At 69.1% G+C, this 24,163-nt stretch carries 23 protein-coding genes; 13 read left to right on the top strand and 10 right to left on the bottom strand.

Annotated features, from left to right (window positions below):
* The first annotated feature begins 147 nt into the window (after nucleotides 1–147).
* On the top strand, nucleotides 148–948 hold the full coding sequence (pcaD, locus tag ACUDCK_RS01715) for a 3-oxoadipate enol-lactonase (RefSeq protein ID WP_175167338.1): 801 nt from the start codon (nucleotides 148–150) through the stop codon (nucleotides 946–948).
* A 107-nt stretch (nucleotides 949–1,055) separates the two neighbouring features.
* On the opposite strand, the gene ACUDCK_RS01710 is transcribed toward pcaD, so the two are convergent.
* Entirely contained in the window at nucleotides 1,056–1,958 is a 903-nt protein-coding gene (locus tag ACUDCK_RS01710; protein ID WP_175167227.1) for an NAD(P)/FAD-dependent oxidoreductase, read from the bottom strand.
* Between the two features lie 122 nt (nucleotides 1,959–2,080).
* Between ACUDCK_RS01710 and folB the strand changes: the two genes are divergently transcribed.
* Together folB and ttcA are read left to right on the top strand one after the other, a co-directional pair.
* The gene (gene folB / locus ACUDCK_RS01705) at nucleotides 2,081–2,440 is read left to right on the top strand and encodes a dihydroneopterin aldolase (RefSeq protein ID WP_006386740.1); all 360 of its coding nucleotides are present in this window, start codon (nucleotides 2,081–2,083) and stop codon (nucleotides 2,438–2,440) included.
* A 2-nt stretch (nucleotides 2,441–2,442) separates the two neighbouring features.
* Complete coding sequence (gene ttcA, locus ACUDCK_RS01700) at nucleotides 2,443–3,459, top strand: tRNA 2-thiocytidine(32) synthetase TtcA (RefSeq protein WP_054503621.1); 1,017 nt, start codon at nucleotides 2,443–2,445, stop codon at nucleotides 3,457–3,459.
* A 94-nt stretch (nucleotides 3,460–3,553) separates the two neighbouring features.
* Here ttcA and ACUDCK_RS01695 read toward each other — a convergent pair whose 3' ends face one another.
* The 5 genes from ACUDCK_RS01695 to apaG form a co-directional block, all read right to left on the bottom strand.
* Nucleotides 3,554–4,510 carry a D-2-hydroxyacid dehydrogenase family protein gene (locus tag ACUDCK_RS01695; protein WP_054503622.1) on the bottom strand — a complete coding sequence of 319 codons (957 nt, stop codon included), beginning with the start codon at nucleotides 4,508–4,510 and terminating at the stop codon, nucleotides 3,554–3,556.
* A 63-nt stretch (nucleotides 4,511–4,573) separates the two neighbouring features.
* Entirely contained in the window at nucleotides 4,574–5,377 is an 804-nt protein-coding gene (locus ACUDCK_RS01690; protein ID WP_049070812.1) for a DsbC family protein, read from the bottom strand.
* Nucleotides 5,378–5,510: 133 nt separating this feature from the next.
* Nucleotides 5,511–6,680, bottom strand: a complete 1,170-nt coding sequence (locus ACUDCK_RS01685; protein WP_054503623.1) for a UbiH/UbiF family hydroxylase — start codon at nucleotides 6,678–6,680, stop codon at nucleotides 5,511–5,513.
* Complete coding sequence (gene mltA / locus ACUDCK_RS01680) at nucleotides 6,677–7,978, bottom strand: murein transglycosylase A (protein ID WP_054503624.1); 1,302 nt, start codon at nucleotides 7,976–7,978, stop codon at nucleotides 6,677–6,679. The genes ACUDCK_RS01685 and mltA overlap by 4 nt, the downstream gene beginning before the upstream one ends.
* A 39-nt stretch (nucleotides 7,979–8,017) precedes the next feature.
* On the bottom strand, nucleotides 8,018–8,392 hold the full coding sequence (apaG, locus tag ACUDCK_RS01675) for a Co2+/Mg2+ efflux protein ApaG (RefSeq protein ID WP_054503625.1): 375 nt from the start codon (nucleotides 8,390–8,392) through the stop codon (nucleotides 8,018–8,020).
* Between the two features lie 45 nt (nucleotides 8,393–8,437).
* Between apaG and rpe the strand changes: the two genes are divergently transcribed.
* From rpe to trpC, 6 genes are all read left to right on the top strand, one after another.
* On the top strand, nucleotides 8,438–9,157 hold the full coding sequence (gene rpe / locus ACUDCK_RS01670) for a ribulose-phosphate 3-epimerase (RefSeq protein WP_175167228.1): 720 nt from the start codon (nucleotides 8,438–8,440) through the stop codon (nucleotides 9,155–9,157).
* Between the two features lie 11 nt (nucleotides 9,158–9,168).
* Entirely contained in the window at nucleotides 9,169–9,876 is a 708-nt protein-coding gene (locus ACUDCK_RS01665) for a phosphoglycolate phosphatase (protein ID WP_026385137.1), read from the top strand.
* Between the two features lie 275 nt (nucleotides 9,877–10,151).
* A complete protein-coding gene (gene trpE / locus ACUDCK_RS01660) occupies nucleotides 10,152–11,672 on the top strand; it encodes an anthranilate synthase component I (protein WP_024067527.1) in 1,521 nt (506 codons plus the stop codon).
* A gap of 58 nt (nucleotides 11,673–11,730) precedes the next feature.
* Nucleotides 11,731–12,297, top strand: coding sequence for an aminodeoxychorismate/anthranilate synthase component II (locus ACUDCK_RS01655; RefSeq protein ID WP_049077392.1), 567 nt, complete (start codon nucleotides 11,731–11,733; stop codon nucleotides 12,295–12,297).
* Nucleotides 12,298–12,309: 12 nt separating this feature from the next.
* On the top strand, nucleotides 12,310–13,341 hold the full coding sequence (gene trpD, locus ACUDCK_RS01650) for an anthranilate phosphoribosyltransferase (RefSeq protein WP_049070803.1): 1,032 nt from the start codon (nucleotides 12,310–12,312) through the stop codon (nucleotides 13,339–13,341).
* On the top strand, nucleotides 13,338–14,126 hold the full coding sequence (gene trpC / locus ACUDCK_RS01645; RefSeq protein WP_054503627.1) for an indole-3-glycerol phosphate synthase TrpC: 789 nt from the start codon (nucleotides 13,338–13,340) through the stop codon (nucleotides 14,124–14,126). The genes trpD and trpC overlap by 4 nt, the downstream gene beginning before the upstream one ends.
* Nucleotides 14,127–14,245: 119 nt before the next feature.
* On the opposite strand, the gene ACUDCK_RS01640 is transcribed toward trpC, so the two are convergent.
* Nucleotides 14,246–16,129 carry a sigma-54-dependent Fis family transcriptional regulator gene (locus ACUDCK_RS01640; protein WP_175167229.1) on the bottom strand — a complete coding sequence of 628 codons (1,884 nt, stop codon included), beginning with the start codon at nucleotides 16,127–16,129 and terminating at the stop codon, nucleotides 14,246–14,248.
* A gap of 226 nt (nucleotides 16,130–16,355) precedes the next feature.
* Between ACUDCK_RS01640 and adh the strand changes: the two genes are divergently transcribed.
* Complete coding sequence (gene adh / locus ACUDCK_RS01635; RefSeq protein WP_064525953.1) at nucleotides 16,356–17,885, top strand: aldehyde dehydrogenase; 1,530 nt, start codon at nucleotides 16,356–16,358, stop codon at nucleotides 17,883–17,885.
* Nucleotides 17,886–17,973: 88 nt separating this feature from the next.
* Nucleotides 17,974–18,351: a DUF779 domain-containing protein gene (locus ACUDCK_RS01630; protein WP_175167230.1), complete on the top strand. Its 378-nt coding sequence runs from the start codon at nucleotides 17,974–17,976 to the stop codon at nucleotides 18,349–18,351.
* 280 nt (nucleotides 18,352–18,631) lie between these two features.
* Here the strand turns inward: ACUDCK_RS01630 and ACUDCK_RS01625 are convergent, their stop codons facing one another.
* The gene (locus ACUDCK_RS01625; RefSeq protein WP_054503631.1) at nucleotides 18,632–19,276 is read right to left on the bottom strand and encodes a 2-hydroxychromene-2-carboxylate isomerase; all 645 of its coding nucleotides are present in this window, start codon (nucleotides 19,274–19,276) and stop codon (nucleotides 18,632–18,634) included.
* Nucleotides 19,273–19,473: a DUF2917 domain-containing protein gene (locus tag ACUDCK_RS01620; protein WP_231132973.1), complete on the bottom strand. Its 201-nt coding sequence runs from the start codon at nucleotides 19,471–19,473 to the stop codon at nucleotides 19,273–19,275. The genes ACUDCK_RS01625 and ACUDCK_RS01620 overlap by 4 nt, the downstream gene beginning before the upstream one ends.
* Nucleotides 19,474–19,674: 201 nt before the next feature.
* On the opposite strand from ACUDCK_RS01620, the gene ACUDCK_RS01615 reads away from it, so the two are divergent.
* Both ACUDCK_RS01615 and ACUDCK_RS01610 read left to right on the top strand, forming a co-directional pair.
* On the top strand, nucleotides 19,675–20,601 hold the full coding sequence (locus ACUDCK_RS01615) for a LysR substrate-binding domain-containing protein (RefSeq protein ID WP_054503633.1): 927 nt from the start codon (nucleotides 19,675–19,677) through the stop codon (nucleotides 20,599–20,601).
* A 240-nt stretch (nucleotides 20,602–20,841) separates the two neighbouring features.
* Nucleotides 20,842–22,914, top strand: a complete 2,073-nt coding sequence (locus ACUDCK_RS01610) for an LTA synthase family protein (RefSeq protein ID WP_244976880.1) — start codon at nucleotides 20,842–20,844, stop codon at nucleotides 22,912–22,914.
* A 67-nt stretch (nucleotides 22,915–22,981) separates the two neighbouring features.
* Here the strand turns inward: ACUDCK_RS01610 and selD are convergent, their stop codons facing one another.
* On the bottom strand, nucleotides 22,982–24,043 hold the full coding sequence (gene selD / locus ACUDCK_RS01605) for a selenide, water dikinase SelD (RefSeq protein ID WP_054503634.1): 1,062 nt from the start codon (nucleotides 24,041–24,043) through the stop codon (nucleotides 22,982–22,984).
* Nucleotides 24,044–24,163 lie beyond the last annotated feature (120 nt).

Raw genomic sequence — 24,163 nt, 5'->3', positions numbered from 1 at the left:
CCTACAGTGACTGTGCGATCTTTGTAATTTCTTTCAGGCCGGGCGGCAACTACGATGTCTTCAACGACTACCCCGTTGCCCGGCCCGGCAGATGAGCGCGACATCCGCTCCAGGCCTCGCATCCCCTTCATGAACAGGACGCTCATCATGCCTGCCGACACGACTTTCATCACCACGGGCGACGGCGCCCGCATCGCCTACCGCTGGGACGGCGATGCCGGCCTGCCGCTGCTGGCCTTGTCCAACTCCATCGGCACCACGCTGCACATGTGGGACGACCTGGTGCCGGCGCTGGCGCGGCATTTCCGCGTGCTGCGCTTCGATACCCGCGGACATGGCAATTCCAGCGTGCCTGCCGGCGCCTACTCGCTGGACCGGCTCGGCCGCGACGTGCTGGAGCTGTTCGATGCGCTGGACGTGACGCGCGCCCACTTCCTCGGCCTGTCGCTGGGCGGCATCATCGGGCAATGGCTGGGCGTGCATGCGCCCGAGCGCATCGACCGCCTGATCCTGGCCAACACCTCGCCCTATCTCGGCCCCGGGCCGCAGTGGGATGAACGCATCGCCACCACGCTGCGGGCGCCGGACATGACACAGGCCGCCGAGACGTTCCTGGCGAACTGGTTCCCGGCGTCGATGCTGCGCGCCGGCGGGCCGGTCATCGACACCTTCCGCGACATGCTGCTGAACACCGATCCGCAAGGCCTGGCGGGCGCGTTCGCGGCGGTGCGCGACGCCGACCTGCGCCGCACCATCGCGCTGATTCCGCGGCCGACGCTGGTGATCGCGGGCCGCGACGACACCGTCACGGCCGCCAGCCATGGCGAACAGATCGCCGCGACCGTGCCGGGCGCGCAGTGGCTGCTGTTGGAGGCGGTGCACCTGTCCAACATCGAGCGGCCGGATGAATTCCGCGACGCGGTGCTGGGATTCCTGCTGGCGCGCTGAGGCCCGGGCGCGTCGCCCGATGCCGGCCGTTTGCAGGGTCGGACATTCGGCGACGCGATGGCGGCGTCGACGGGCGTGATGTCAGCGGCGCCGCAACGGCCCCGGCGTTATTCCCCGGCGCGTTCCCAGCGCCGCTGGATCGCCTTGGCCGCCACCACGCCGTCCGCCATCGACGTGACCACGCAGGGATGCATGCGGTGAGCCACCTCGCCGATGGCGTAGATGTCCGGCACGCTGGTCTCGGCGGTGGCGAAATCGGTGCGGATGTAGCCACGCGCGTCGCGCGCCAGTTGCAGGCCGTCGGCGAACGCGGCCTGCGGCTCCCAGCCGTAGAACACCAGGATCAGGTCGTAGCGCTGGCCGTCGACGCTGCGGGTGGCCGGATCGACCTGGTACGGACCGATGCGCACGCCTTCCTTGCCGGCGCGCAGCACCCACTGCTGCTGGGCGCGCACGCTGCGGGCGTACAGGTGCACGGCGCGGGCGCCGCGGTTGCGCACGTAGACATAGTTCTCGAAGGCGTTGTCGCCGCCCCCCAGCACCGCCACCGACAGGCCGGAGTAATCCTGCGCCACGATCGGCGAACCCGGCCCGATCAGCACCCCCGGCCACTGCGAGCCCGGCGGATGTTCCGGAAAGCCCTTGGCGCGCACGCCCGAGGCGATCACCAGGGTGCGGCCGCGCGCCAGCGATACGTCCCCATTGGCCTTGGAAAGGGTCGCCTCGATGCCGCCCTTGCAGGGCCGCACCGCCGTCACCCGGGTGTCCAGGCGTAGCGGAACGCCGGCGGCGCGCACGCTGGTATCGATATTGGCGGCCACCTGCTGGCCGGTCATGCCGGGCAGCACCGCGATCCAGTCGTCGGCGAAGGGGTTGTCCACGGCCAGGCCGCCCAGGCGGCCGCTTGCCTCGACCAGCAACGGCGCCAGGCCCAGCCGGGCCAGCCAGAGGGCGCAGGAGGCGCCGGCCGGGCCGCCGCCTACAATGACCGCATCGTGCATCTGTTGCATTTCATCCCTTGTTTGCCGTCGCCGCCCCCACGCGGGCGTCCGGCCATGGCCGAATTGTAGCCAGCGCGCCGGCCCGGTTCGCCGCCGCCTTACAATTCCGGCATTCCACCCAGGTTTTCATCATGCCCACTCGCCGCATCATCCTATCCGGGCTCGCGCTCGACGCCCGCATCGGCATCCTCGAACATGAACGCCGCGCCACCCAGCCGCTGCACGTCGACGCCGAGTTCGACGTCGACATCCAGCGCGCGGTCGACGACCACGATATCCACAGCGTGCTGGACTATCGCCGCCTGCGCGAGGCCATCGTCGAGGAATGCACCCAGGCGCACGTGAACCTGATCGAAACCCTGGTGGAACAAGTCGCCGCGCGCCTGTTGGCCGACTTCCATGAAATCCGCTCGCTGCGCCTGCGCATCAGCAAGCCCATGGCCTTCTCCGACTGTGCGGCGGTGGGCGTGGAAATCCAGATCTCGCGTTGACCATGAACGATATCGCCTCCCCCGACATCCGCGCCGTGGCGGACTCTCCCGACGCGGCGGCGCCGACCCGCGCCGTCTCCGTGGCCGGCCCCGACGACAAGAAGGCCCGCCACGAAGGCAACAAGCTCACCAAGCGCCTGGCGCGCGAGACCACCCGCGCCCTCTCCGACTACAACATGATCGAGGCGGGCGACCGCGTCATGGTGTGCCTGTCGGGCGGCAAGGACTCCTACGCCATGCTGGACATCCTGCTCCAGTTGCAAAAGCGCGCGCCGTTCCGGTTCGAACTGATCGCGGTCAACCTGGACCAGAAGCAACCCGGCTTTCCGGCCGACATCCTGCCGCGCTACCTGACCGAACTGGGCGTGCCGTTCCACATCGAGACGCAGGATACCTATTCCATCGTCACGCGCGTGCTCGAAGAAGGCAAGACGATGTGCTCGCTCTGTTCGCGCCTGCGCCGCGGCATCCTGTACCGCGTGGCCTCGGAACTGGGCGCCACCAAGATCGCGCTCGGCCATCACCGCGACGACATCCTGGGCACGTTCTTCCTGAACCTGTTCTACGGCGGCAAGGCCAAGGGCATGCCGCCCAAGCTGGTGTCCGACGACGGTCGCCACACCGTCATCCGCCCGCTCGCCTACGTGCCGGAAACCGACCTGATCGCCTACGCCGAACTCAAGCAGTTCCCGATCATCCCCTGCAACCTGTGCGGCTCCCAGGAAAACCTGAAGCGCAAGGAAGTCGGCCGCATGATCAAGCAATGGGACAAGGAGCACCCGGGCCGCTCGTGGAACGTCTTCAACGCGCTGTCACGCGTGGTGCCGTCGCACCTGATGGACCGCGACCTGTTCGACTTCGTCGGCCTCAAGCCGACCGGCGTGCCGGACGCCAACGGCGACACCGCGTTCGACACGGTCGATCCGTCGGATGAGGCGGACGAAGCCTGTGGCGATACGCCCGCCACGCCCGACGCCGCTGGCATCGTCGAAAAGAAAGTGACCTTCACGCGCGGCTGAACGCCGCCCTGTCCGCGCGCGGCGTGGATAGCAAAAGGCCCCGATGTTCCGACCCACGAGGGGCGAAATACCGGGGCCTTTTCCATAGTGGCGCTCAGGCGTTCAGCACCCTCACCGGCTGGCCGGCGCGCCAGGCCTTCACGGCCTCCAGCGCATTGCGGTAGAAGGCCTCGAAGTTCTCGCGGCTGACGTAGCCCAGGTGCGGCGTCAGGATGACGTTGTCCAGGTCGCGCACGCTGTCGGTGGGCGATAGCGGCTCTTCCGGATACACGTCCAGGCCGGCGCCGGCGATGCGGAACTTCACCAGCGCGTCCATCAGGGCTTCCTGGTCCACCAGCCCGGCGCGCGAGGTGTTCACCAGGTAGGCCGTCGGCTTCATCGCGGCCAGCGCCGCGGCGTCGACGATGTGGCGGCTGCGGTCGGACAGGATCAGGTGCAGGCTGACCACGTCGGAGGTGGCGAACAGTTCGTGCTTGTCCACCCGCGTGACCCCCGCCTCGGCGGCGCGCTCGTCGGTCAGGTTGGGGCTCCAGGCCACCACGTCCATGCCGAACGCGAGGCCCACCTTGGCCACCGCCGCGCCCAACTTGCCCAGTCCCAGTACGCCCAGGCGCTTGCCGGCCAGCGGCTCGGGCATGCCGGTCTGCCACATGCCGCGGCGCATGGCGGCGTCTTCGGCGGGCAGGTGCTTGAACAGGCCCAGGATGTGGGCCCACGCCAGTTCGGCGGTGGCGGTGTTGGCGTCGGCGCTGCCAGGCGCGCCACTGACCACGATGCCCTGCGCGGCGCAGGCCGGCATGTCGATGGCGTTGTTGCGCATGCCGGTGGTGACCAGCAGGCGCAGGTTGGGCAGCGCGCGGATGCGGTCGGCCGGGAACGGCGTGCGCTCGCGCATGGCCACGATCACGTCGAAGGGTTCGAGCGTGGCCTCGACCTGCTCGTCGGGGATGAAGTTGTTGAAGATCCGCACTTCGGCGTCGCCGCCCAGGGAACCCCAGTCCGCGTAGCGTTTGGCAACGTCGTGGTAATCGTCGAGTATTGCGATTTTCAAGTCTGTCTCCGGGTGGCGTGGCGCTCGCCGCGCCAGCCGCCCGGCCGACGCGACCCGCGCCGGTCAGTTCAGTCGTGCCTTGAGCTGGTCCAGCGGCAGCGCGCCGCTGATGCGCGTGCCGTCGGCGAAGAACAAGGTGGGGGTGCCGCGCACCATCAGTTGCTTGCCCAGCGCCAGCAGCTTGTCCTCGGGCACGCTGCAATTGGCGGTGGCCGGCTTCTGGCCGCGCAGCATCCAGTCGTCCCAGGCCTTGCCCGGGTCCGGCGCGCACCAGACGTCGCGCACCTTGGTGTTCGAGTCCGGCGACAGGATCGGGTACAGGAAGGTATAGACGGTGAGGTTGTCGACGTCCTCGAGCGTCTTGCGCAACTGCTTGCAGTAGCCGCAGTTGGGGTCCTCGAAAATGGCGACCTTGCGCGAGCCGTCGCCCTTGACCTGCTTGATGGCCAGGTCCAGCGGCAATTGGTCGAACGGGATGGAGCCGAGCTTTTCCTGCGCCTCGCGGGTGACGTCGCGGCGCGTCATGGCGTCGATCAACGGCCCTTCCATGACCCAGGTCACCTTTTCATCGGTGTACAGCAGATCCATGCCCAACTGCACCTCGAACAGGCCGTAGGGCGTGCGGCGCACGGCGGTCACGTCCATGCCGGTGAAGCGCTGCTTGAAACGTTCCTTGACCGCGTCCGCCACGGGGTCCGCCGGCGCCACCTGGGTGGTGGAATAGCTCTTGCCGCCCTTGTCCGCCTTGCCGACCGAATTGGTGGAGACGGACTTGTCGCCGCTGGCCTGCGCCTGGGCGCCGGCCGACAGGCCCAGCCCGGCGGCCATGAAGCAGGCCGCCAGCACGGCGGAAAAACGGAAATTCATGGGGACTCCTGTATTTGTGACGTCTCGCCTTCGATGGCCGAAAGCGTAACCGATCCGGCGCCCGGCCCGGGCCGGCCTTCAGGGAATCAGACACGCCCGCCGCGGGCGGGTTCCGCCCCCCGGGGACCGGTCCCTAATTCGTCGATGCGCCGGCGATCAGGCGCCGCTTGACCAGCGGCGCGCGCTCGACCCAGTGCATGCCGGCATTGCGCAGCCACACCAGCGGCGTGGCGCGCGAGCCGAACAGCTTGTGCAAGCCGTCGGTGGCCAGCCGCAACGCCAGCACCGGCTCGGCGCGGGCGCGCTGGTAACGGTGCAGCACGCGCAGGTCGCCGGCCTGGCGGTAGGGTTCGCGTCCGGCCACGGTGCGGGCCAGCGCCTCGACGTCGCCCAGGCCCAGGTTCAGGCCCTGCCCGGCCAGCGGGTGCAGGCGATGCGCCGCGTCGCCGGCCAGCGCGATGCCGGGCGCCACCATCTGGGCGCGCTCCAGCGTCAGCGGGAAACCGTGCAGCGTGCTGCGCACCTTCAGGCGGCCCAGGCGGCCCTGCGCCGCGTGTTCCAGCATCGATTCGAGCCGCGCGGCCTGCTCCTCGGCCGGCAGCGCCAGCAATTCCCGGGCCTGCGCGTCGCGCATCGACCAGACCATCGACACCTGCGGGCCGTCGGCCGTGTCCGGCAGCGGCAGCAGCGCCAGCACGCCGTCGTCGCGGAACCACTGGAAGGCGGTGCCCTGGTGGGCGCGCTCGGCGTCCAGGTTCACCACCAGCCCGGTGTCGTGGTAGGACACGGCCTCGTGCTTGAGGCCGGCGGCGGTGCGCAGCGGCGAAGCGGCGCCATCGGCGCCGACGAACAATTCGGCCTGGATGCGGGCGCCGCTCTCGGTTTCCACCGTGCCAGCCTGGTAGCCGGTGCAGCGGTCTTCCAGCCAGGGGATGCCGAACATGCGCACGGCCTGGATCAGCACCCGCTCGATCTCGCCGGACTCGACGATCCAGGCCAGTTGCGGCAGGGCCGCCTGCCAGGCGTTCAGGTGTACCAGGCCATCGGCGTCGCCATGGATCTCCATGGCCTGCACCGGCGTCAGGCGGGCCGACGGCAGCGCGTCCCACACGCCCAGCTCGGCCAGGAAACGCTGGCTGGCGGGCGAAATGGCGTAGACGCGCGCGTGGTAATGGTTGGGATCGGCCGGCGGCACGCTCATGCGCGGCGCCAGCAGGGCCACGCGCTGGCCGCGGCGGGCCAGCGCCAGGGCCGAGGACAGGCCGACGATGCCGGCCCCGCAAACCACGATCTGGTGTGTCATCTTGCGCTCGGCTCCCCGGCCTGTTTCGGCCACAGCAGCCACATCTGGCCGCGCTGCTTCATGCGCCCGGCCTGCTGGCCGGCCTCGTCGCCGTAGCCCCAGTAGAAGTCGGCGCGCGCCGCGCCGCGGATGGCGGTGCCGGTGTCCTGCGCGAACACCAGGCGCTGCAACGGCCGGTCGGAGGCCGGGAAGGTGGTGGCCAGGAACACCGGCGTGCCCAGCGGCACGAAGCCGGCGTCCACCGCGATCGCGCGTTTCGGCGCCAGGTTGACGCCATAGGCGCCCTTGGGGCCGAGTTCGGGGTCGATCACCGGCTCTTCGCGGAAGAACACCACCGCCGGGTTGGCGTTGAGCATCTCGGGCACGCGCTTGGGATTGCGCTGCGCCCACGCGCGGATGTTCTGCATCGAGGCCTGGTCGGCCGACAGCTCGCCGCGGTCCGCCAGCCAGCGGCCGATGGACACGTAGGGCTGGCCGTTATGGTCGGCGTAGGCCACGCGGATGGTCTTGCCGCTGTCGGGGCCGTCGGTCAGCAGCACGCGGCCCGAGCCCTGCACCTGCAGGAAGAAGTTGTCGACCGGGTCGTCGACCCACACCACCACCGGCGGGCGGCGGCCGGTCGACTCGATGGCCGCGCGGGTGTCATAGGGCACCACGCGCTTGCCGTCGAGCTTGCCGCGCACGCGCTTGCCGGCCAGTTCCGGATAGACCGACCCCAGGTCGATGGTCAGCAGGTCGGCCGGCACCGCGTACAGGGGCCATTGGTAGTTGCCGCCCTGGCGGCGCGAACCGCGCACCAGCGGCTCGTAATAGCCGGTGACGGTGTTGGTGGCCGGCTTGCCGTCGGCGGCGTTCAGGCGCCAGGGTTGCAGGTAGGTCTGCAGGAAGCGGCGCACGCCCTCGGGGTCGTTGGCGGCCGGCGCCCGCGAAGGATCAGCCGCCGCGGCGCACACCGGCTGCCAGGCGCGCGGTGTGGCGCGCGCCGGCGCGGCCAGGTTGCCGCTGGTCGGGCGCATCAGCCCCTTGCAATTGCGCAGAAACAGGGGCCAGATCTGCGCCAGATCGTCATTGGTCCAACCCGGCATCTCGGCCCAGGTGCCGGCCTTGTACTTGCCGGCCAGGGCGCGCGGCGGCGTATCGGGAAGGGACGACAGCGCCGGCACCACCAGCGGGCCGTCGACGGAGGCCGGGCGGGCGCCGGACGCGCCGGGTTCGCCGGATTCGGGCGGAATCTCGGAAGGGGTGGTACATGCCGCCAGCAGGACCGACAGCACGGACAGGCTAAGAATGCGCTTCATGAGCAGATGGAAAACCGTACAACGTATGACCGCGCCCCGTCAGTGCAGGGTGCGCGGCATGGCCAGGACGAATTCGGATATCGGCACTTCGAACGGAATGCCGTTCTCGCCGACGCAATGGTAGGTGCCGCGCATCGTCCCGACCGGCGTGGGCAGGGGACAGCCGCTGGTGTACTCGAAGGTCTCGCCGGGCGCCAGCAGGGGCTGCTGGCCCACGACGCCCAGCCCGCGCACTTCCTGCACGCGCTGGTTGCCATCGGTGATAATCCAGTGGCGGCTGATCACCTGGGCCGGATGTTCCCCGGTGTTGGTGATGCGCACGGTATAGGCGAACACGAATTGCTGCTCGCCGGGATCGGACTGTTCAGGCACGAAGCGCGGAGTGACAGAGACGCTCAGGTCGTAGGGTTTCACAGTCCTTTCCTGTGTGGCACGAGCAAGCTGCAATAATGGCACATTATGCCTTCACCCACCCCGAACACCATGTCTACCACCACCCGCATCACCCCCAGCATCCTGTCCGCCGACTTCGCCCGCCTGGGCGAGGAAGTGCGTGACGTGGTCGCCGCCGGCGCCGACTGGATCCATTTCGATGTGATGGACAATCACTACGTGCCCAACCTGACCATCGGCCCGATGGTCTGCGCGGCGATCCGTCCCCATGTTTCCGTGCCGATCGACGTGCACCTCATGGTCGAGCCGGTGGACGCCCTGGTGCCGATGTTCGCCAAGGCCGGCGCCAACTACATCAGCTTCCACCCGGAAGCCAGCCGCCACGTCGACCGCACCCTGTCGCTGATCCGCGAGAACGGCTGTAAGGCCGGCCTGGTGTTCAACCCCGCCACGCCCCTGTCGTACCTGGACCACGTCATGGACAAGGTCGACCTGGTGCTGATCATGTCGGTCAACCCCGGCTTCGGCGGCCAGAGCTTCATCCCCGGCGCGCTGGCCAAGCTGCGCGAGGCCCGCGCCCGCATCGACGCCTGGACCCAGGCTGGCGGCCACGAAATCGTGCTGCAGGTGGACGGCGGCGTGAAGATCGACAACATCGCCGAAATCCGCCGCGCCGGCGCCGACACCTTCGTGGCCGGCTCGGCCATCTTCGGCAAGCCCGACTACCCCGGCATCATCAAGTCCATGCGCGAGCAGATCGCCATCGGCGAAACCACCGCCGTCTGAGGAACCCCGCCATGACTCCCTTCCGCGCCGCGCTGCTGGACCTGGACGGCACCCTGCTCGACTCCATCCCCGACCTGGCCTTCGCGGCCAACGCCATGCGCGTGGAACTCGGCATGATCGCGCTGCGCGAGGATGTCGTGGCCACCTTCGTCGGCAAGGGGGTGGACAACCTGGTGCGCCGCAGCCTGGCCGGCAGCCTGGACGCCGCCGACCCCTCGCCCGAGGACTTCGCCCGGGCGCGCGAGGCCTTCTACCGCCACTATCACCTGGTCAACGGCGAACGCGCCCAGGTCTACCCGGGCGTCATGGAAGGGCTCAAGCACATGCGGGACCAGGGCCTGAAACTGGCCGTGGTCACCAACAAGCCCACCGAATTCACCCTGCCGCTGCTGCAACGCACCGGCCTGGCCGGGTTCTTCGACGCGGTGGTGTGCGGCGACACCTGCGCCCGCCGCAAGCCCGACCCCGACCAGGTGCTGCACGCCTGCGAACTGCTGGGCGTGACGGTGGCCGAGGCCGTCACCATCGGCGATTCCATCAACGACGCCCAGGCCGGCCGCAGCGCCGGCACCCAGGTGCTGGTGGTGCCGTATGGTTACAACGAAGGCCGTGACGTGCGCGAGCTCGATGTCGATGGTATAGTGGACACGCTCGTCAACGCCGCCCAGTGGGTGGAGCTCTGGAATCAGAACCAGAACGCCGCGAAAGCCCAGGCCTGAAGCCGGGGTCCGCGCCCTTGACGGCATACCTGACTATCGAACCGCTATCACCTGATGAACGTTTCCATCCAGAACCAAATGCTCGGCGCCTCGTGGCGCTGGTGGCGTTTGTCTTCCGGGTGGCGATGATTCCCTTCCCGGCCCTGGACGCGTCCCCGCCTCCCAGCGCCGATACTGTGTAGAACACAGAGCCAAGCCCGGAACCAGTAACCTGGACCGGGCTTTTTGTTGTGCGCCCGGTCCCAAGCAGATACCCATCGCCCACGAGACCCGCCATGACCGAAATCGAATTCAAAGCCCTCGCCGCCCAAGGCTACAACCGCATCCCGCTGGTGGCCGAGACCTACGCCGACCTGGACACCCCGCTGGGCATCTACCTGAAGCTGGCCCATGCCGGCCCGCAGGCCGGCCGCATGACCTGCCTGATGGAGTCGGTGGTGGGCGGCGAGCGCTTCGGCCGCTACTCGTTCATCGGCCTGCCGGCCCGCACGGTGATCCGCGCCAGCGGCACCCGCACCGAAGTGCTGCACGACGGCAAGGTCGTGGAAACCCATGACGGCGACCCGCTGGCCTTCATCGAGCAGTACCAGGCCCGCTTCAAGGTGGCCCTGCGCCCCGGCATGCCGCGCTTCTGCGGCGGCCTGGCCGGCTACTTCGGCTACGACACCGTGCGCCACATCGAACCGTGCCTGGGTCCCGCCGTGAAGCCGTTCCCGGCCGGCATGGAAGGCGGCACGCCCGACCTGATGCTGATGCACGTGGACGAACTGGTCATCGTCGACAACCTGGCCGGCCGCATCTACCTGATGGTCTACGCCGACCCGGGCCAGCCCGAAAGCTACAGCCGCGCCCAGCAGCGCCTGCACGACCTGCGCGCGCGCCTGCGACGCCCGGTGGAAATTCCCTACAGCCACGCCAGCATGCAGACCGAGGAGCGGCGCGACTTCAAGAAGGAAGACTACCTGGCGGCCGTGCACCGCGCCAAGGAACACATCGCCGCCGGCGACCTGATGCAGGTGCAGATCGGCCAGGTCATCGCCAAGCCGTTCCGCGACTCCCCCCTCTCGCTGTACCGCGCCCTGCGGTCGCTCAATCCCTCCCCCTACATGTACTTCTGGAACTTCGGTGATTTCCAGGTGGTGGGCGCGTCGCCCGAAATCCTGGTGCGCCAGGAGCGCGTGGTGGTGGACGGCGCGCCCAAGTCGCAGGTCACCATCCGCCCGCTGGCCGGCACCCGCAAGCGCGGCGCCACGCCCGAGGAAGACGCCGCCCTGGCCGCCGAGCTCAAGGCCGACCCCAAGGAAGTGGCCGAGCACGTGATGCTGATCGACCTGGCCCGCAACGACGTCGGCCGCGTCGCCGAGGTGGGTTCGGTCAAGGTCAGCGACACCATGGTGATCGAGCGCTATTCGCACGTGATGCACCTGGTGTCCAACGTCACCGGCAACCTGAACCCGGGCATGAGCAGCATGGACGTGCTGCGCGCCTCGTTCCCGGCAGGCACCCTGACCGGCGCGCCCAAGGTCGAGGCCATGAAGATCATCGACGAGCTCGAGCCCGTGCGCCGCGGCATCTACGGCGGCGCGGCCGGCTACCTCAGCTACGGCGGCGAAATGGACGTGGCCATCGCCATCCGCACCGGCGTCATCAAGGACGGCACGCTGTACGTGCAGGCCGCCGCCGGCATCGTCGCCGACTCCAACCCCGAAGCCGAATGGGCCGAGACCGAGGCCAAGGCCCGCGCCGTGCTGCGCGCCGCCGAGCAGGTCCAGCACGGCCTGGACGAGCCCATCTGAGACGCCCGCCGCCCCAATGACCGCCCCGGGCCGCGAATCGGCCCGCCTGGAGAAAAAAATGCTGCTGATGATCGACAACTACGACTCGTTTACCTACAACCTGGTCCAGTACTTCGGTGAACTGGGCGAGGACGTGCGCGTGGCGCGCAACGACCAGATCACCCTGGAAGAGATCGCCGCGCTCAACCCCGACCGCATCTGCGTGTCGCCCGGCCCGTGCTCGCCGGCCGAGGCCGGCATCTCGGTGCCCGTCATCCAGGCCTTCGCCGGCAAAAAGCCGATCCTGGGCGTATGCCTGGGCCACCAGGCCATCGGCGCCGCCTACGGCGGCAACATCGTCCGCGCCCAGCAGATCATGCACGGCAAGACCGTGCGCATCTCGCATACCGGGACGGACATCTTCACCGACCTGCCGACGCCGTACACTGTCATCCGCTACAACTCGCTGACCATCGACCCGGCGACGCTGCCCGAGTGCCTGGCCGTGACCGCCACGGCGCCGGACGGCGACATCATGGGCGTGCGCCACAAGACGCTGCCCCTGTACGGAGTACAGTTCCACCCCGAATCCGTGCTCAGCGAACACGGCCACGCCCTGCTGCGCAATTTCCTGAACCTCGCCTAAGAAGGACGCACCGTGACGATCTCCCCCTCCGAAGCGCTGACGCGCTGTATCGAACACCGCGAAATTTTCCACGACGAAATGCTGCATCTGATGCGCATGCTGATGCGGGGCGAGATGTCGCCGCAGATCGCAAGCGCCCTGCTGATGGGTCTGCGCGTGAAAAAGGAAACGGTGGGTGAAATCACCGCGGCCGCGCAGGTCATGCGCGAATTCGCCACGCCGGTGGTCACGCCCAACCCCGAAGACCTGCTCGACATGTGCGGCACCGGCGGCGACGGCAGCCACACCTTCAACATCTCCACCACCGCCATGTTCGTGGCGGCGGCGGCCGGCGTGCCGATCGCCAAGCACGGCAACCGTAGCGCGTCCTCGTCGAGCGGCAGCGCCGACGTGCTGGAAGCGCTGGGCGCCAACCTGGTGCTGACGCCCGAGCAGGTGGCCGAGTGCATCCAGGCCACCGGCATCGGCTTCATGTTCGCGCCCGCCCATCACGGCGCCATGAAGAACGTGGCCGCGGTGCGCAAGGAACTGGCGGTGCGCACCATCTTCAACATCCTCGGCCCGCTGACCAACCCGGCCGGCGCCGCCAACCAGTTGATGGGCGTGTTCCACCCCGACCTGGTCGGCATCCAGGTGCGCGTGCTGGAACGCCTGGGCTCGCGCCACGTGCTGGTGGTGCATGGCAAGGACGGCATGGACGAGGCCTCGCTGGGCGGCGCCACCATGGTGGGCGAACTCAAGGACGGCAAGGTCAGCGAGTACGAGATCCACCCCGAGGACTACGGGCTATCCATGATGTCCAACCGCAGCATCAAGGTGTCCAATCGCGAGCAATCGCGCGAGCTTGTCATAGAGGCGCTGGACAATGTCGAGGGCACCGCCCGCGACATCGTCGCGCTGAATGCGGGTCTCGCCATTTACGCAGGCAATAAAGCCGATTCCATTCCCGCAGCGTTAGCGCTAGCATTTGAACTGATTTCCACCGGCGCGGCGCGAGCCAAGCTGGAAGATTTCTGCGCATATACCCGGAAATTCCAGAAATGAACGATATTCTCGCGAAGATCCTCGCCGTCAAGGTCGAGGAAGTCGCCGCCGCCCGCCAGATGCGCAGCGAAGCCGAAGTCCTGCGCGAAGCGCAGGCGCGCCAGGACGTGCGCGGCTTCGCCCAGGCCATCGAAGACAAGATCTCGCAGGGCAAGGCCGGCGTCATCGCCGAAATCAAGAAGGCCTCGCCCTCCAAGGGCGTGCTGCGCGACACCTTTCAACCGGCTGAAATCGCGGCCTCCTATGCCGTGCACGGCGCCGCCTGCCTGTCGGTGCTGACCGACGTGCAGTTCTTCCAGGGCTCGCACGACCACCTGCGCCAGGCGCGCGCGGCCTGCTCGCTGCCGGTGCTGCGCAAGGACTTCGTGATCGATCCCTACCAGATCATCGCCGCGCGCGCGATGGGCGCCGACTGCGTGCTGCTGATCGTCGCCGCGCTCACGCCCACGCAACTGCGCGAGATGGAAACGCTGGCCATGGAACTGGGCATGGACGTGCTGGTGGAAGTGCACGACGCCCAGGAACTGGACATCGCGCTGACGCTGAAGACGCCGCTGCTGGGTATCAACAACCGCAACCTGCGCACCTTCGAGACCAGCCTGCAAAACACGCTGGATCTGCTGCCGCGCATTCCCGCCGGCAAGCGCGTGGTGACGGAAAGCGGCATCCTCAAGCCGGAAGACGTGAAGCTGATGCGCGCGCACAAGGTCGACGCCTTCCTGGTGGGCGAGGCCTTCATGCGCGCCGCGGACCCGGGCGCCGAGCTGGCGCGCGTGGTCGGCTGAGCCGCCGCCGGTCCCGCGCCACGCGCGATACGGGGCGCGGCCCGCCAGGGCGTCCTGGCATGTTCATGCCTGCGTGTTGATGCATGCGTGCTCTTGCATGCGCGTTCACGCAGCGTCGTTCAACCTGGCCGTGCCAGCCCCAGCGCCGCCGCGCGTCGGTACAAGGTGCTGCGGTGCACGCCCAGCGCGCGCGCCGCGGCGCTGACGTTGCCGGCGTGCGCGGCCAGCGCCGCGCGGATCGCGTCGTCGGCCATGGCCTGCAGGCTGGCCGCGCCCGCGGCCGCCTGCGCCGCCGGCATGCCGCGGATGTCCGCCGGCAGCATCTCTTCATCGACCCTGCCGGACGCGCCCGCCAGCACGTGCAGTGTGCGCAGCACCGCCGCCATCTGGCGATAGTTGCCGGGCCAGGCGTATTGCGCCAGCGCGTCCTCGATGCCCCCCGGCAGCGCCGGCCCGCTGCCCTGCGCGGCCCACAGCGTGCGCAGTAATTCGCGCAGGTCGGGGCGGGCGCGCAGCGGCGCGAGCGTCACGGTGTATTCGGCGATCCGGAAGTACAGGTCGGGGCGCACCGGCGCGTCCGGGCCATCGTGCGCCAGCGCGCGATGGGTCGCGCACACCAGCGCGAAGTCGACCGCCACCGGCCGCGCCGCGCCCAGCGGCGACACCTCGCGCGACTGCAGCACGCGCAACAGGCGCGCCTGCAGCGCCAGCGGCATGTCGCCGATCTCGTCCAGGAACAGCACGCCCCCGTGTGCCTGCCGCAGCAGGCCCTTGCTGCCCTGACGGCGCGCGCCGGTGAAGGCGCCGTCTTCATAGCCGAACAGTTCGGATTCGATCAGGCTTTCGGGCAGCGCGGCGCAATTGACCGCCACGAACGGGCCGGCCGCGCGCCGGCTGCGCGCATGCAACTGGCGCGCGAAGACCTCCTTGCCCGCGCCGGTCTCGCCCTGCAGCAGGATCGATACGCCCGCGTCCGACAGATGCACCGCGCGCGCCAGCGCGCCCAGCGTGGCCGCGTCGAAACTAGCGGCATCGCGCTGGACCAGGGGCGCCGGCAGCGCGGGCGTGGCCGGCAGGCGCAGCGCCGGTTGCGGGGCGACCGGCGGCCGCGACCGGGGCAGGCGCAGGCGCGCGTGGTAGACCGCGCCGCCGCGCGCATGCACCCGCCCGGCCGCGTCGGGCGCCTGTTCCATGACGCCCTCGAACAGGTCCGCGTAGCGATAGACGCCCAGCGCCGTGGACGCCAGGCCCAGCACCTGCATGGCGCGGCGGTTGGCGCCCACCAGCAGGTCGCCCTCGAAGGCCAGCAGGGCCTCGCCCGGCGTGCCCAGCGCGGAACGGTCGGCATGCAGGCGCAGCACCGCGCAGGGTTCGTGCGCGCTGTCGAACAGCCGGTGCTCGATCAGGTCGACGGCGGCCCGCACCAGCGCCAGCACGTCGGGGCGCACCTCGCGCGCGGGACTGGAAAGATCCAGCACGCCCAGCATGCGCCCTTCGCTGTCGGTGATCGGCACCGCGGCGCAGGTCAGGATGCGGTTGGGTTCGAAATAGTGTTCGGCGCCGTGCACCACCAGTGAACGGCCTTCCACCAGCGCGGTGCCGATGGCGTTGGTGCCCGCGGCGGCCTCGTCCCAGGCCGCCCCGGGCATCAGCGCGACGCGCGAGGCGCGTTGCGCGAAATCGATGTCGCCGTCGCTGTCCAGCACCAGGCCCTGGGCGTCCGACAGGATCACCAGGCCGTCGCTGCCGCCTTCGCGGCGCAGCAGCGACATGGCGGGTTCGGACAGCCGCCGCAAGGCCTCGTTGCGCTGGCGTGCCTCGCGCAATTCGGCGGCGGTCATGGGCTCGGCGCGGCGCTTGCCGCGCATGTCGAAACCCAGGTCGGCGCAGCGGCGCCAGGATCGCAGGATGGGTTCGGCGACCAGGCCGCCGGGCACCACGCCCTGCTGGTTGAACAGCTGGCGCGCTTGCGTCAGCGGGTGCCGACCGGATTGAGTGGCCATGCATGTCTCCTTGGACGGTGTTCTGCGACACCTGTTCCGCGACAGTGTCGCGAAACGCGACACACGGTAGCGGCGAAACGCCGCCCACGCCCCTGCCGGCGCGTGGCAATCTACTTTCGCACGCGGCATGCGCGCTTGTCCAGCCGCGTCCCCCGACATGGCACGCGGTTTGCTTGATACGAAGCAGGCACCCGACTGCCGTTACACCGACTATACGGAGACAAGCATGGACATCGCGACCCGCGTCACCCCCGAATCCTATGGCACGCGCCTGGACCTCAGGACGCAGTACGACAACTTCATCGACGGCAAATGGCAGAAGCCCGCCGACGGCGAGTACTTCGACAACGTCACGCCGGTCACCGGCCAGGTGCTGAGCCGCAACGCCCGCTCGAAAGAGCGCGACATCGAGCTGGCGCTGGATGCGGCGCATCGCGCCGCGCCCAAATGGGGTGCGACCCCAGCCGCCGAGCGCGCGCAGATCCTGATGCGTATCGCCGACGTGATGGAGGCCAACCTGGAACGCCTGGCCACCGCCGAGACCTGGGACAACGGCAAGCCGATCCGCGAGGCCCGCGCCGCCGACATCCCGCTGGCGATCGACCACTTCCGCTACTTCGCCTCATGCATCCGCAGCCAGGAAGGCGGGCTGTCCGAGATCGACCACGACACCGTCGCCTACCACTTCAACGAGCCGCTGGGCGTGGTCGGCCAGATCATCCCGTGGAACTTCCCCATCCTGATGGCCGCGTGGAAGCTGGCGCCGGCGCTTGCGGCGGGCAACTGCGTGGTGCTCAAGCCGGCCGAGCAAACGCCGCTGGGCATCCTGCTGCTGATGGAACTGATCGGCGACCTGCTGCCCCCGGGCGTGGTCAACGTGGTCACTGGCTTCGGCCTGGAAGCGGGCAAGCCGCTGGCCTCGAGCAAGCGCATCGCCAAGATCGCCTTCACCGGCGAGACCACCACGGGCCGCCTGATCATGCAGTACGCGTCGCAGAACATCATCCCCGTGACGCTGGAGCTGGGCGGCAAGTCGCCCAACATCTTCTTTGCCGACGTGGCGGCGCAGGACGACGACTTCCTCGACAAGGCGGTCGAGGGCTTCGTCATGTTCGCGCTGAACCAGGGCGAGGTCTGCACCTGCCCCAGCCGCGCGCTGATCCAGGAATCGCTCTACGACAGGTTCATGGAGCGCGCCCTCAAGCGCGTTGCCGAGATCAAGCAGGGCAACCCGCTCGATGGCGACACCATGCTGGGCGCGCAGGCCTCCACCGAGCAGTTGGAGAAGATCCTGTCGTACCTGGACATCGGCAAGCAGGAGGGCGCGGCGGTGCTGGCCGGCGGCGCGCGCGCGCAGTTGCCGGGCGCGCTCGAAGGCGGCTACTACGTGCAGCCCACCGTCTTCAAGGGGCACAACAAGATGCGCGTGTTCCAGGAAGAGATCTTCGGGCCGGTGGTGGCGGTGACCACGTTCAAGGACGCCGACGACGCGCTGGCGCTGGCCAACGACACGCTCTACGGCCTGGGCGCGGGGGTCTGGTCGCGCGACGCCAACACGTGCTATCGCATGGGCCGCGCCATCAAGGCCGGGCGGGTCTGGACCAACTGCTACCACGCCTATCCGGCGCACGCCGCGTTCGGCGGCTACAAGCAGTCCGGGATCGGCCGCGAGAACCACAAGATGATGCTCAACCACTACCAGCAGACCAAGAACCTGCTGGTGAGCTACTCGCCCAAGAAACTGGGTTTCTTCTGACCCACGGGCGATGCCCGCCGGTGCGTCGCGGATCGACCCATGCCGGGTCGTCCACGCCGCGCCGGCGCGGCGTCGCGGGAGTTGCATCATGCCAGGACCCACTCCGCGCGTGGTCGCCACCGACGCGGCGCGCGCGCTGATCGAAACCTTGGGCGCCAAGCACGGCCCGCTGATGTTCCACCAGTCGGGCGGCTGCTGCGACGGCAGTTCGCCCATGTGCTACGCGCAGGGCGAATTCCTCGTCGGCGGCTCGGACGTGCTGCTGGGCGAACTGGAAGGCTGCCCGTTCTACATGGGCGAGGACCAGTTCGCCTACTGGGAGCACACCCAGCTCATCATCGACGCCGTGCCTGGACGCGGCGGCGCGTTTTCGCTCGACAGCGCCGAAGGACAACGCTTCCTGCTGCGGTCGCGGCTGTACTCCGACGACGAGTGGGCCCACGTGGCCCCGGTCACGCGCGGCTGAAACCGGCCTGCGGAGCCGCCCGGCGGGCATGGCGCGTCAGGAACGCCGCGGTCCGCCGCCCTTGCGTGCCGGCTCGGCGCCACAGGTCACCTGCTGTTGCCACTGGAACGACACGCGGCGGATGCGCGCGGCGCGGAATTGCGTGAACGAACGGCCACCCGGCATGGGTGCGCCACGTAGCGGACTGCTGCTGTTTTTCATTGTGGGAAAAGCGTTGGCGGAGAAATTCTGCAAGATTGCCGCGTGGCCGCGGCCAGGAGGAAAAGCGGACCTGGCGGCCTCAGCCGGCCGCGGGGGCCCAGGCGCTGACGGGCGCGCGGCGGGTCCATTCGAGCGCGTCCTCGAGGCGGTCGTTGCCCCAGAACATTTCGCCATCCACCAGGAACGTCGGCGCTCCGAACAGGCCCAGGTGACGAGCCTCATCGACCCGGCGGCGCAGCGCTTCCTTGGCGGCTTCCGACTTGGCGCGCGCGATCAGCCCGTCGGCGTCCAGCGACAGCTCGGTCAGCAACGCGTGCACCACGTCCTCGGCCTGGATGTCCTCGTCGCGCTGGAAATTGGCGCGGAACACCGCCAGGCAGAAATCCCGGCCCCAGGGTTGGTCCTCGCCCAGCAGCGCGATGCGCGCCGGCAGCACGCTCATGCGCGGGAACAGGCGCGGCCGGTTGTAGGGCACGCCGTACTTTTCGGCCAGACGCGCGATATCGCGCATCATGTAGGCGCCCTTGCCGGGAAACAGGCGGAACGGCGTGTCATTCCAACCCTGGGCCTGGAAGATCGGACCCAACAGGAACGGTCGCAGGTCGACGCGCACGTCCGCCTGCGCCGCCAGGCCGGCGATGCGCTCGATCGCCAGATAGCTGTAGGGGCTGGCGAAATCGAACCACATCTCGAGGCGGGGCGTGGTGGACAGGGGCGCATTCATGGCACAAGCTCCAACGGCTGGGAAACCAGGGCGACCCGCGCATCCGGCAGGCCGCTGAGGACGACGTCTCGATCGCTGTCCACCGTGATGGACTCGCCGGCCCGCAGCACGCTGTCGTCCGGGCAACGGTATTCGGACAACCAGACCGTGCCGGCATGACACTCGATACGCAGGCCCGAGGCACGCTTGAGCAGCATAGTCGAACCCCGGGTCAAATGAAATGACATTCCCGCAGTGCAACATAACCGGATCATGGCGCATCCTCCGCCGCAACGGCGTCCAGCGTGCCGGGCGCGGTTGGCGTGTTGCCGCTTCGCCCGTCGTCTGAGTCATATTGGACGCCGCAGGCGTTATATTGCACAAGCGACATTTCCGCCGCCTACGCATGAGTTTTACGCATGTCATACCCGTTAGCCAAACTTCCCCCGCTTGATCTGGTGCGAGGCTTCGTCGCCGTGGGCCGGCGCATGAGCATCACGCTGGCGGCACAGGACCTGCACGTGACGCAATCGGCCGTCAGCCGGCAGATCCGCGCGCTGGAAGCGCACCTGGGCGTGCCGCTGCTGTTGCGGGGCTTTCGCAGCGTCTCGTTCACGTCCGAGGGCGCACAGTTGTTCCGCATGGCGGACGGATGGCTGAGCCAGCTCGGCGACCTGACCGAGCAGTTGCGCGCGCCGGAGCGCCGCACCCCGGTCACCGTCACCACCACCATCGGCGTGGCCTCGCTCTGGCTGCTGCCGCGGCTGGGCGACTTCCAGGCCGCCTATCCCAATATCGACGTGCGCGTCGCGGCCGACAACCGCGTCATCGACATCGATCGCGAGAGCGTCGACATCGCCATTCGCTACAGCCTGCGCGACACGGTGCCGGACGGCGCCGTCTGGCTGTTCGGCGAGTCGGTGGTGCCGGTGGCGCATCCTTCGCTCAAGGCCCGCGCCCTGGACGCGCGCGAGCTGCAGCGGCACGTGCTGCTGGAATTCGACGACCCCACCCGCCCCTGGCTGCAATGGTCGGAATGGCTCAACGCGCGCGGCCTGGGCCGCGTGCGGCCAAAGGGCATGCTGCGCTTCAACCAGTACGACCAGATCGTGCATGCGGCGCTGGCCGGCCATGGCATCGCGCTGGGGCGGCTGGCGCTGATCGCGCCGATGCTGGCGGACCGGCGTCTGGCCACGATCGGCGGCCAGCCCGCCGATGCCACCGAACACGCCTACTGGCTGGTGCGCAATGCGCGCCGCAGCACCCCCGACGCCGAGATCGTGACGCGCTGGCTGGTGCAGCAGGCCGCGGCCACCGCGCGCCTGTTGACCCCTGAACAAGACTGACAAATGCGGTTCGCCCGCGGACATGCCGGCCTTTTCAGACCAACGCACCGGCCGATGGTCTGGGCAGCCCGCTACAAGTTCTATACAAACCTTCATAGATTCGCGTTGCCCCTCCTGTAGATTGCGGCCTGCATCCCCGCACGGCTCCGAGCTCCCCTGCGAATGAACCCCGTACCCACCGTCCCGACGGCGGGCGCGGCCTGTTGCCGCCGTTTCGCGGCAACGCCCCGCATTTCTTTCATGACGCAGATGAAGCGCTTCCGTTCCGCGGACGCCTGGCAAGCCTGGTTCATCAACTTCCAGCGTTCCTTCCTGATCCTGCTGGCGCCGTGGCTGGTCTCGGTGCTGGCGCAAGGCGCCGGCCGCGTCTACCTGCTGGCGACCTATGCGCCGCCGGGCGCCTACGCCGCTTTGCCGCAGGACATCAACCGCACCCTGGCGATCGGCCTGCTGTTCGACATCAAGGTCGCGGCCATCGCGTTCTCCGCGCCGCTGCTGGCCGCCCTGCTGCTGGCCGCGCGGCCGGCGGCGCAGGCGCTGTGGATGCGTTGCCTGCCCTACCTGGGCGCCGTGATGGCGACGCTGTTCGCCGCCAGCACGGTGGTGAGCGTGTGCTACTTCGCCACCTTCTCGCGCTCGATCGACATCTTCGTGTTCGGCCTGATCGATGACGACACCCGCGCCATCGTGGCGACGTTGTGGCACGGCTATCCGGTGCTGCGCACGCTGGCGCTGCTGGCGGCGGTGCTGGCCGCGACCAGTTGGCTGGCGTGCCGCTGGCGCGCCCGGGTGCTGCGCGCGCGCCTGGCGCGGCGGCCGCTGGCGCCCAGCGCCTTGCGGATGCTGCTGATCCTGGGCGTGACCGTGCTGGCCTGCCGCGGCTCGCTCGGCACCTTCCCGCTCAACAAGGACGACACGGGCATTTCCTCGCTGCGGCTGCTCAACGACATCGCGCCCAACGGCATTTCGGCTTTTTTCTGGGCGCTGTCCGAGCGCGACAACGACAAGCGCTTCACGAACGTCACCGACGAGGAGGGCGCGCGGCTCTACCTGCGCTTCCTGGGTCGGCCGGACCACGGCCTGAGGCCCTTCATGGCCACGACCGGCGCCAACCCGCGGGCGCGCGAACGGCCGCCGCACATCGTGCTGCAGGTCATGGAAAGCATGGGCCACCACATGAACATGTACGACCGCCCCGGCCGCGACCTGCTGGGCGCGCTGCGGCCGCACTGGCGCGAGGACTGGCGCTTCGACCGCTTCCTGTCAGAGGGCAACGGCACCATCGACAGCCTCAGCCGCCTGCTGGTGCGCAGCCCGATACCTGCCACGAGCCAGTCGTCGGCGGCCAGCGCCACCTTCGCCAGCAACGCCTTCGCGCCGTTCCTGGCGCGTGGCTACCGCGTGGTGTTCGTCACCTCGGGCACGGCCACCTGGCGCAACCTGGGCCGCTTCGCCAGCCATCTGGGCGCGCAGGAGTTCGTCGACCAGTTGGGGTTGCGGCAGCACTACCCCGAGGCGCAGCCCGGCGTCTGGGGCGTGCCGGACGAATACATGTTCCGCTATATCGGCGAACGACTGGCGCGGGCCGACCGCGACGGCGAGCGCCTGCTCATCATAGCCCTGTCCACCACCCACCATCCGCCCTTCCTGGTGCCCGAGGGCGGCCAACGCGGCGGCCTCGACCTGGGCGAGATCGAACGGCTGCCCTACTACGCCAACTGGACCGGCCTGGACGAAGCCTTCGACACGTTGCGCTACGCGAATGATCAATTGGGCCGCTTCCTGACCGGTCTGAAGGCCTCGCCGAGCGGTGCCCGCACCATTGTCGCCGTCACCGGCGACCACAACATCCTGGGCGTCGACTATGCGCTCGACAGCGACGCCGTGCTGGCACACGCGGTGCCGTTCTACCTGTATGTCCCACCCGCCTATCGGGGGCAATCGACCTATGACCCGTCGCGTCCCGGCAGCCACAAGGACATCCTGCCGACGCTCTATCACCTGAGCCTGCCGGACACGCCCTATTTCCGCAGCGGCTGCGACCTGCTGGCCGCGTGGCCAGACCCGCAGTGGTGCTTCGGCTTCAACAATCCGCGCCTGCTGATCACGCGCGAGGGCGCTTACCAGCGCGACCGTCCCGGCCGCATCCGGCCGTGGGCGGACGGCACCGGCCTGGCGCTGGCGGACGAGCGCGACGCCACGCCGGAGCAGGCCGCCGAACTGGCCCGGCTCGACGCCTACGGCCCGCTGCTGCAATGGCAGATCAACTACCAGGTGCAGCACCAACTGCCATCGCGCCCGGAGCGGCCTTGAGCCGCGTCGCCGCGCGCCGATCGCAATCCGGCCGCCGGCAAGCCGGGCAGCGTTGCCGCAAGACCCGCTAGTCCACTCGCACCAGCGCGTCTCCCGCCGTCATCTCGCCGATTACCGCGGCGTCGGCGAAGCCCTGCTCGCGGAACAGGTCCAGCACCGCCTGCGCCGCTTGCGGCGCGCACGCCACCAGCAGGCCCCCGGAGGTCTGCGGATCGGTCAGCAATGCCCGTTCGACGTCGGTCACGCCCGCCCCCAGCCGTACCGATTCGCCGTACGAGGCCCAGTTGCGGCCGGAGGCGCCGGTGATCACGCCGTCGGCGGCCAAAGCCTGCACGCCCGGCAGCCACGGCAGGGCCTCGCGCCGCAGGGCCGCGGTCAGCCCCGCGCCGCGCGCCATTTCCAGCGCGTGGCCAAGCAGGCCGAAGCCGGTGACGTCGGTGATGGCGTGCACGCCGTCCAGCGCCGCGAGCGCCGCGCCCGGTCGGTTCAGGCGCGTGGTCGTCTCGATCATCACGCGGTAGCCATCCGCGTCCAGCCGGTTTTTCTTGAGCGCCGCCGACAGGATGCCCACGCCCAGCCCCTTGCCCAGCACCAGCACGTCGCCGGCGCGCGCGTCGGCGTTGCGCTTGATGCGGCCCGGATGCACCAGCCCCATGGCCGCCAGGCCGTAGATCGGCTCGACCGAATCGATACTGTGGCCGCCGGCCACCGGAATGCCGGCGTCCTTGCAAACCGACTCCCCGCCGCGCAGGATGTCGGCGATGACGTCGTGCGGCAGCACGTTGATGGGCATACCGACGATCGCCAGCGCCATGATCGGCGTGCCGCCCATCGCATACACGTCGGACAGCGCGTTGGTGGCCGCGATGCGGCCGAAATCGTAGGGATCGTCGACGATCGGCATGAAGAAGTCGGTGGTCGCGATCAGGGCCTGCTCGTCGTTGAGGCGGTAGACCGCCGCATCGTCGGCCGTCTCGGTGCCCACCAGCAGGTTGGGATAGCTGGCGGCCGGCCCGAAACGGGCCAGCAATTGCGACAGCACGCCGGGCGCGATCTTGCAACCGCAGCCGCCGCCGTGCGAGAGCGAAGTCAAGCGCGGCACCGCCGCGGACGCTGCATCCTGGGTCATGTCAGTCTCTCCGTAAGTGATGGGAAAAGGATAGCATCGCGCCCCCGAATGGCCCTATGATGATCCGGCAGCAGGCAGCAACGGACGGCCGCCCGCCACCGGGCGCACCGACAGCCAAAC

This window comes from Achromobacter sp. CF-sbj1-Ac2-l (genome assembly GCF_052698165.1).
This window is presented reverse-complemented; position numbering and strand designations above follow the sequence as displayed.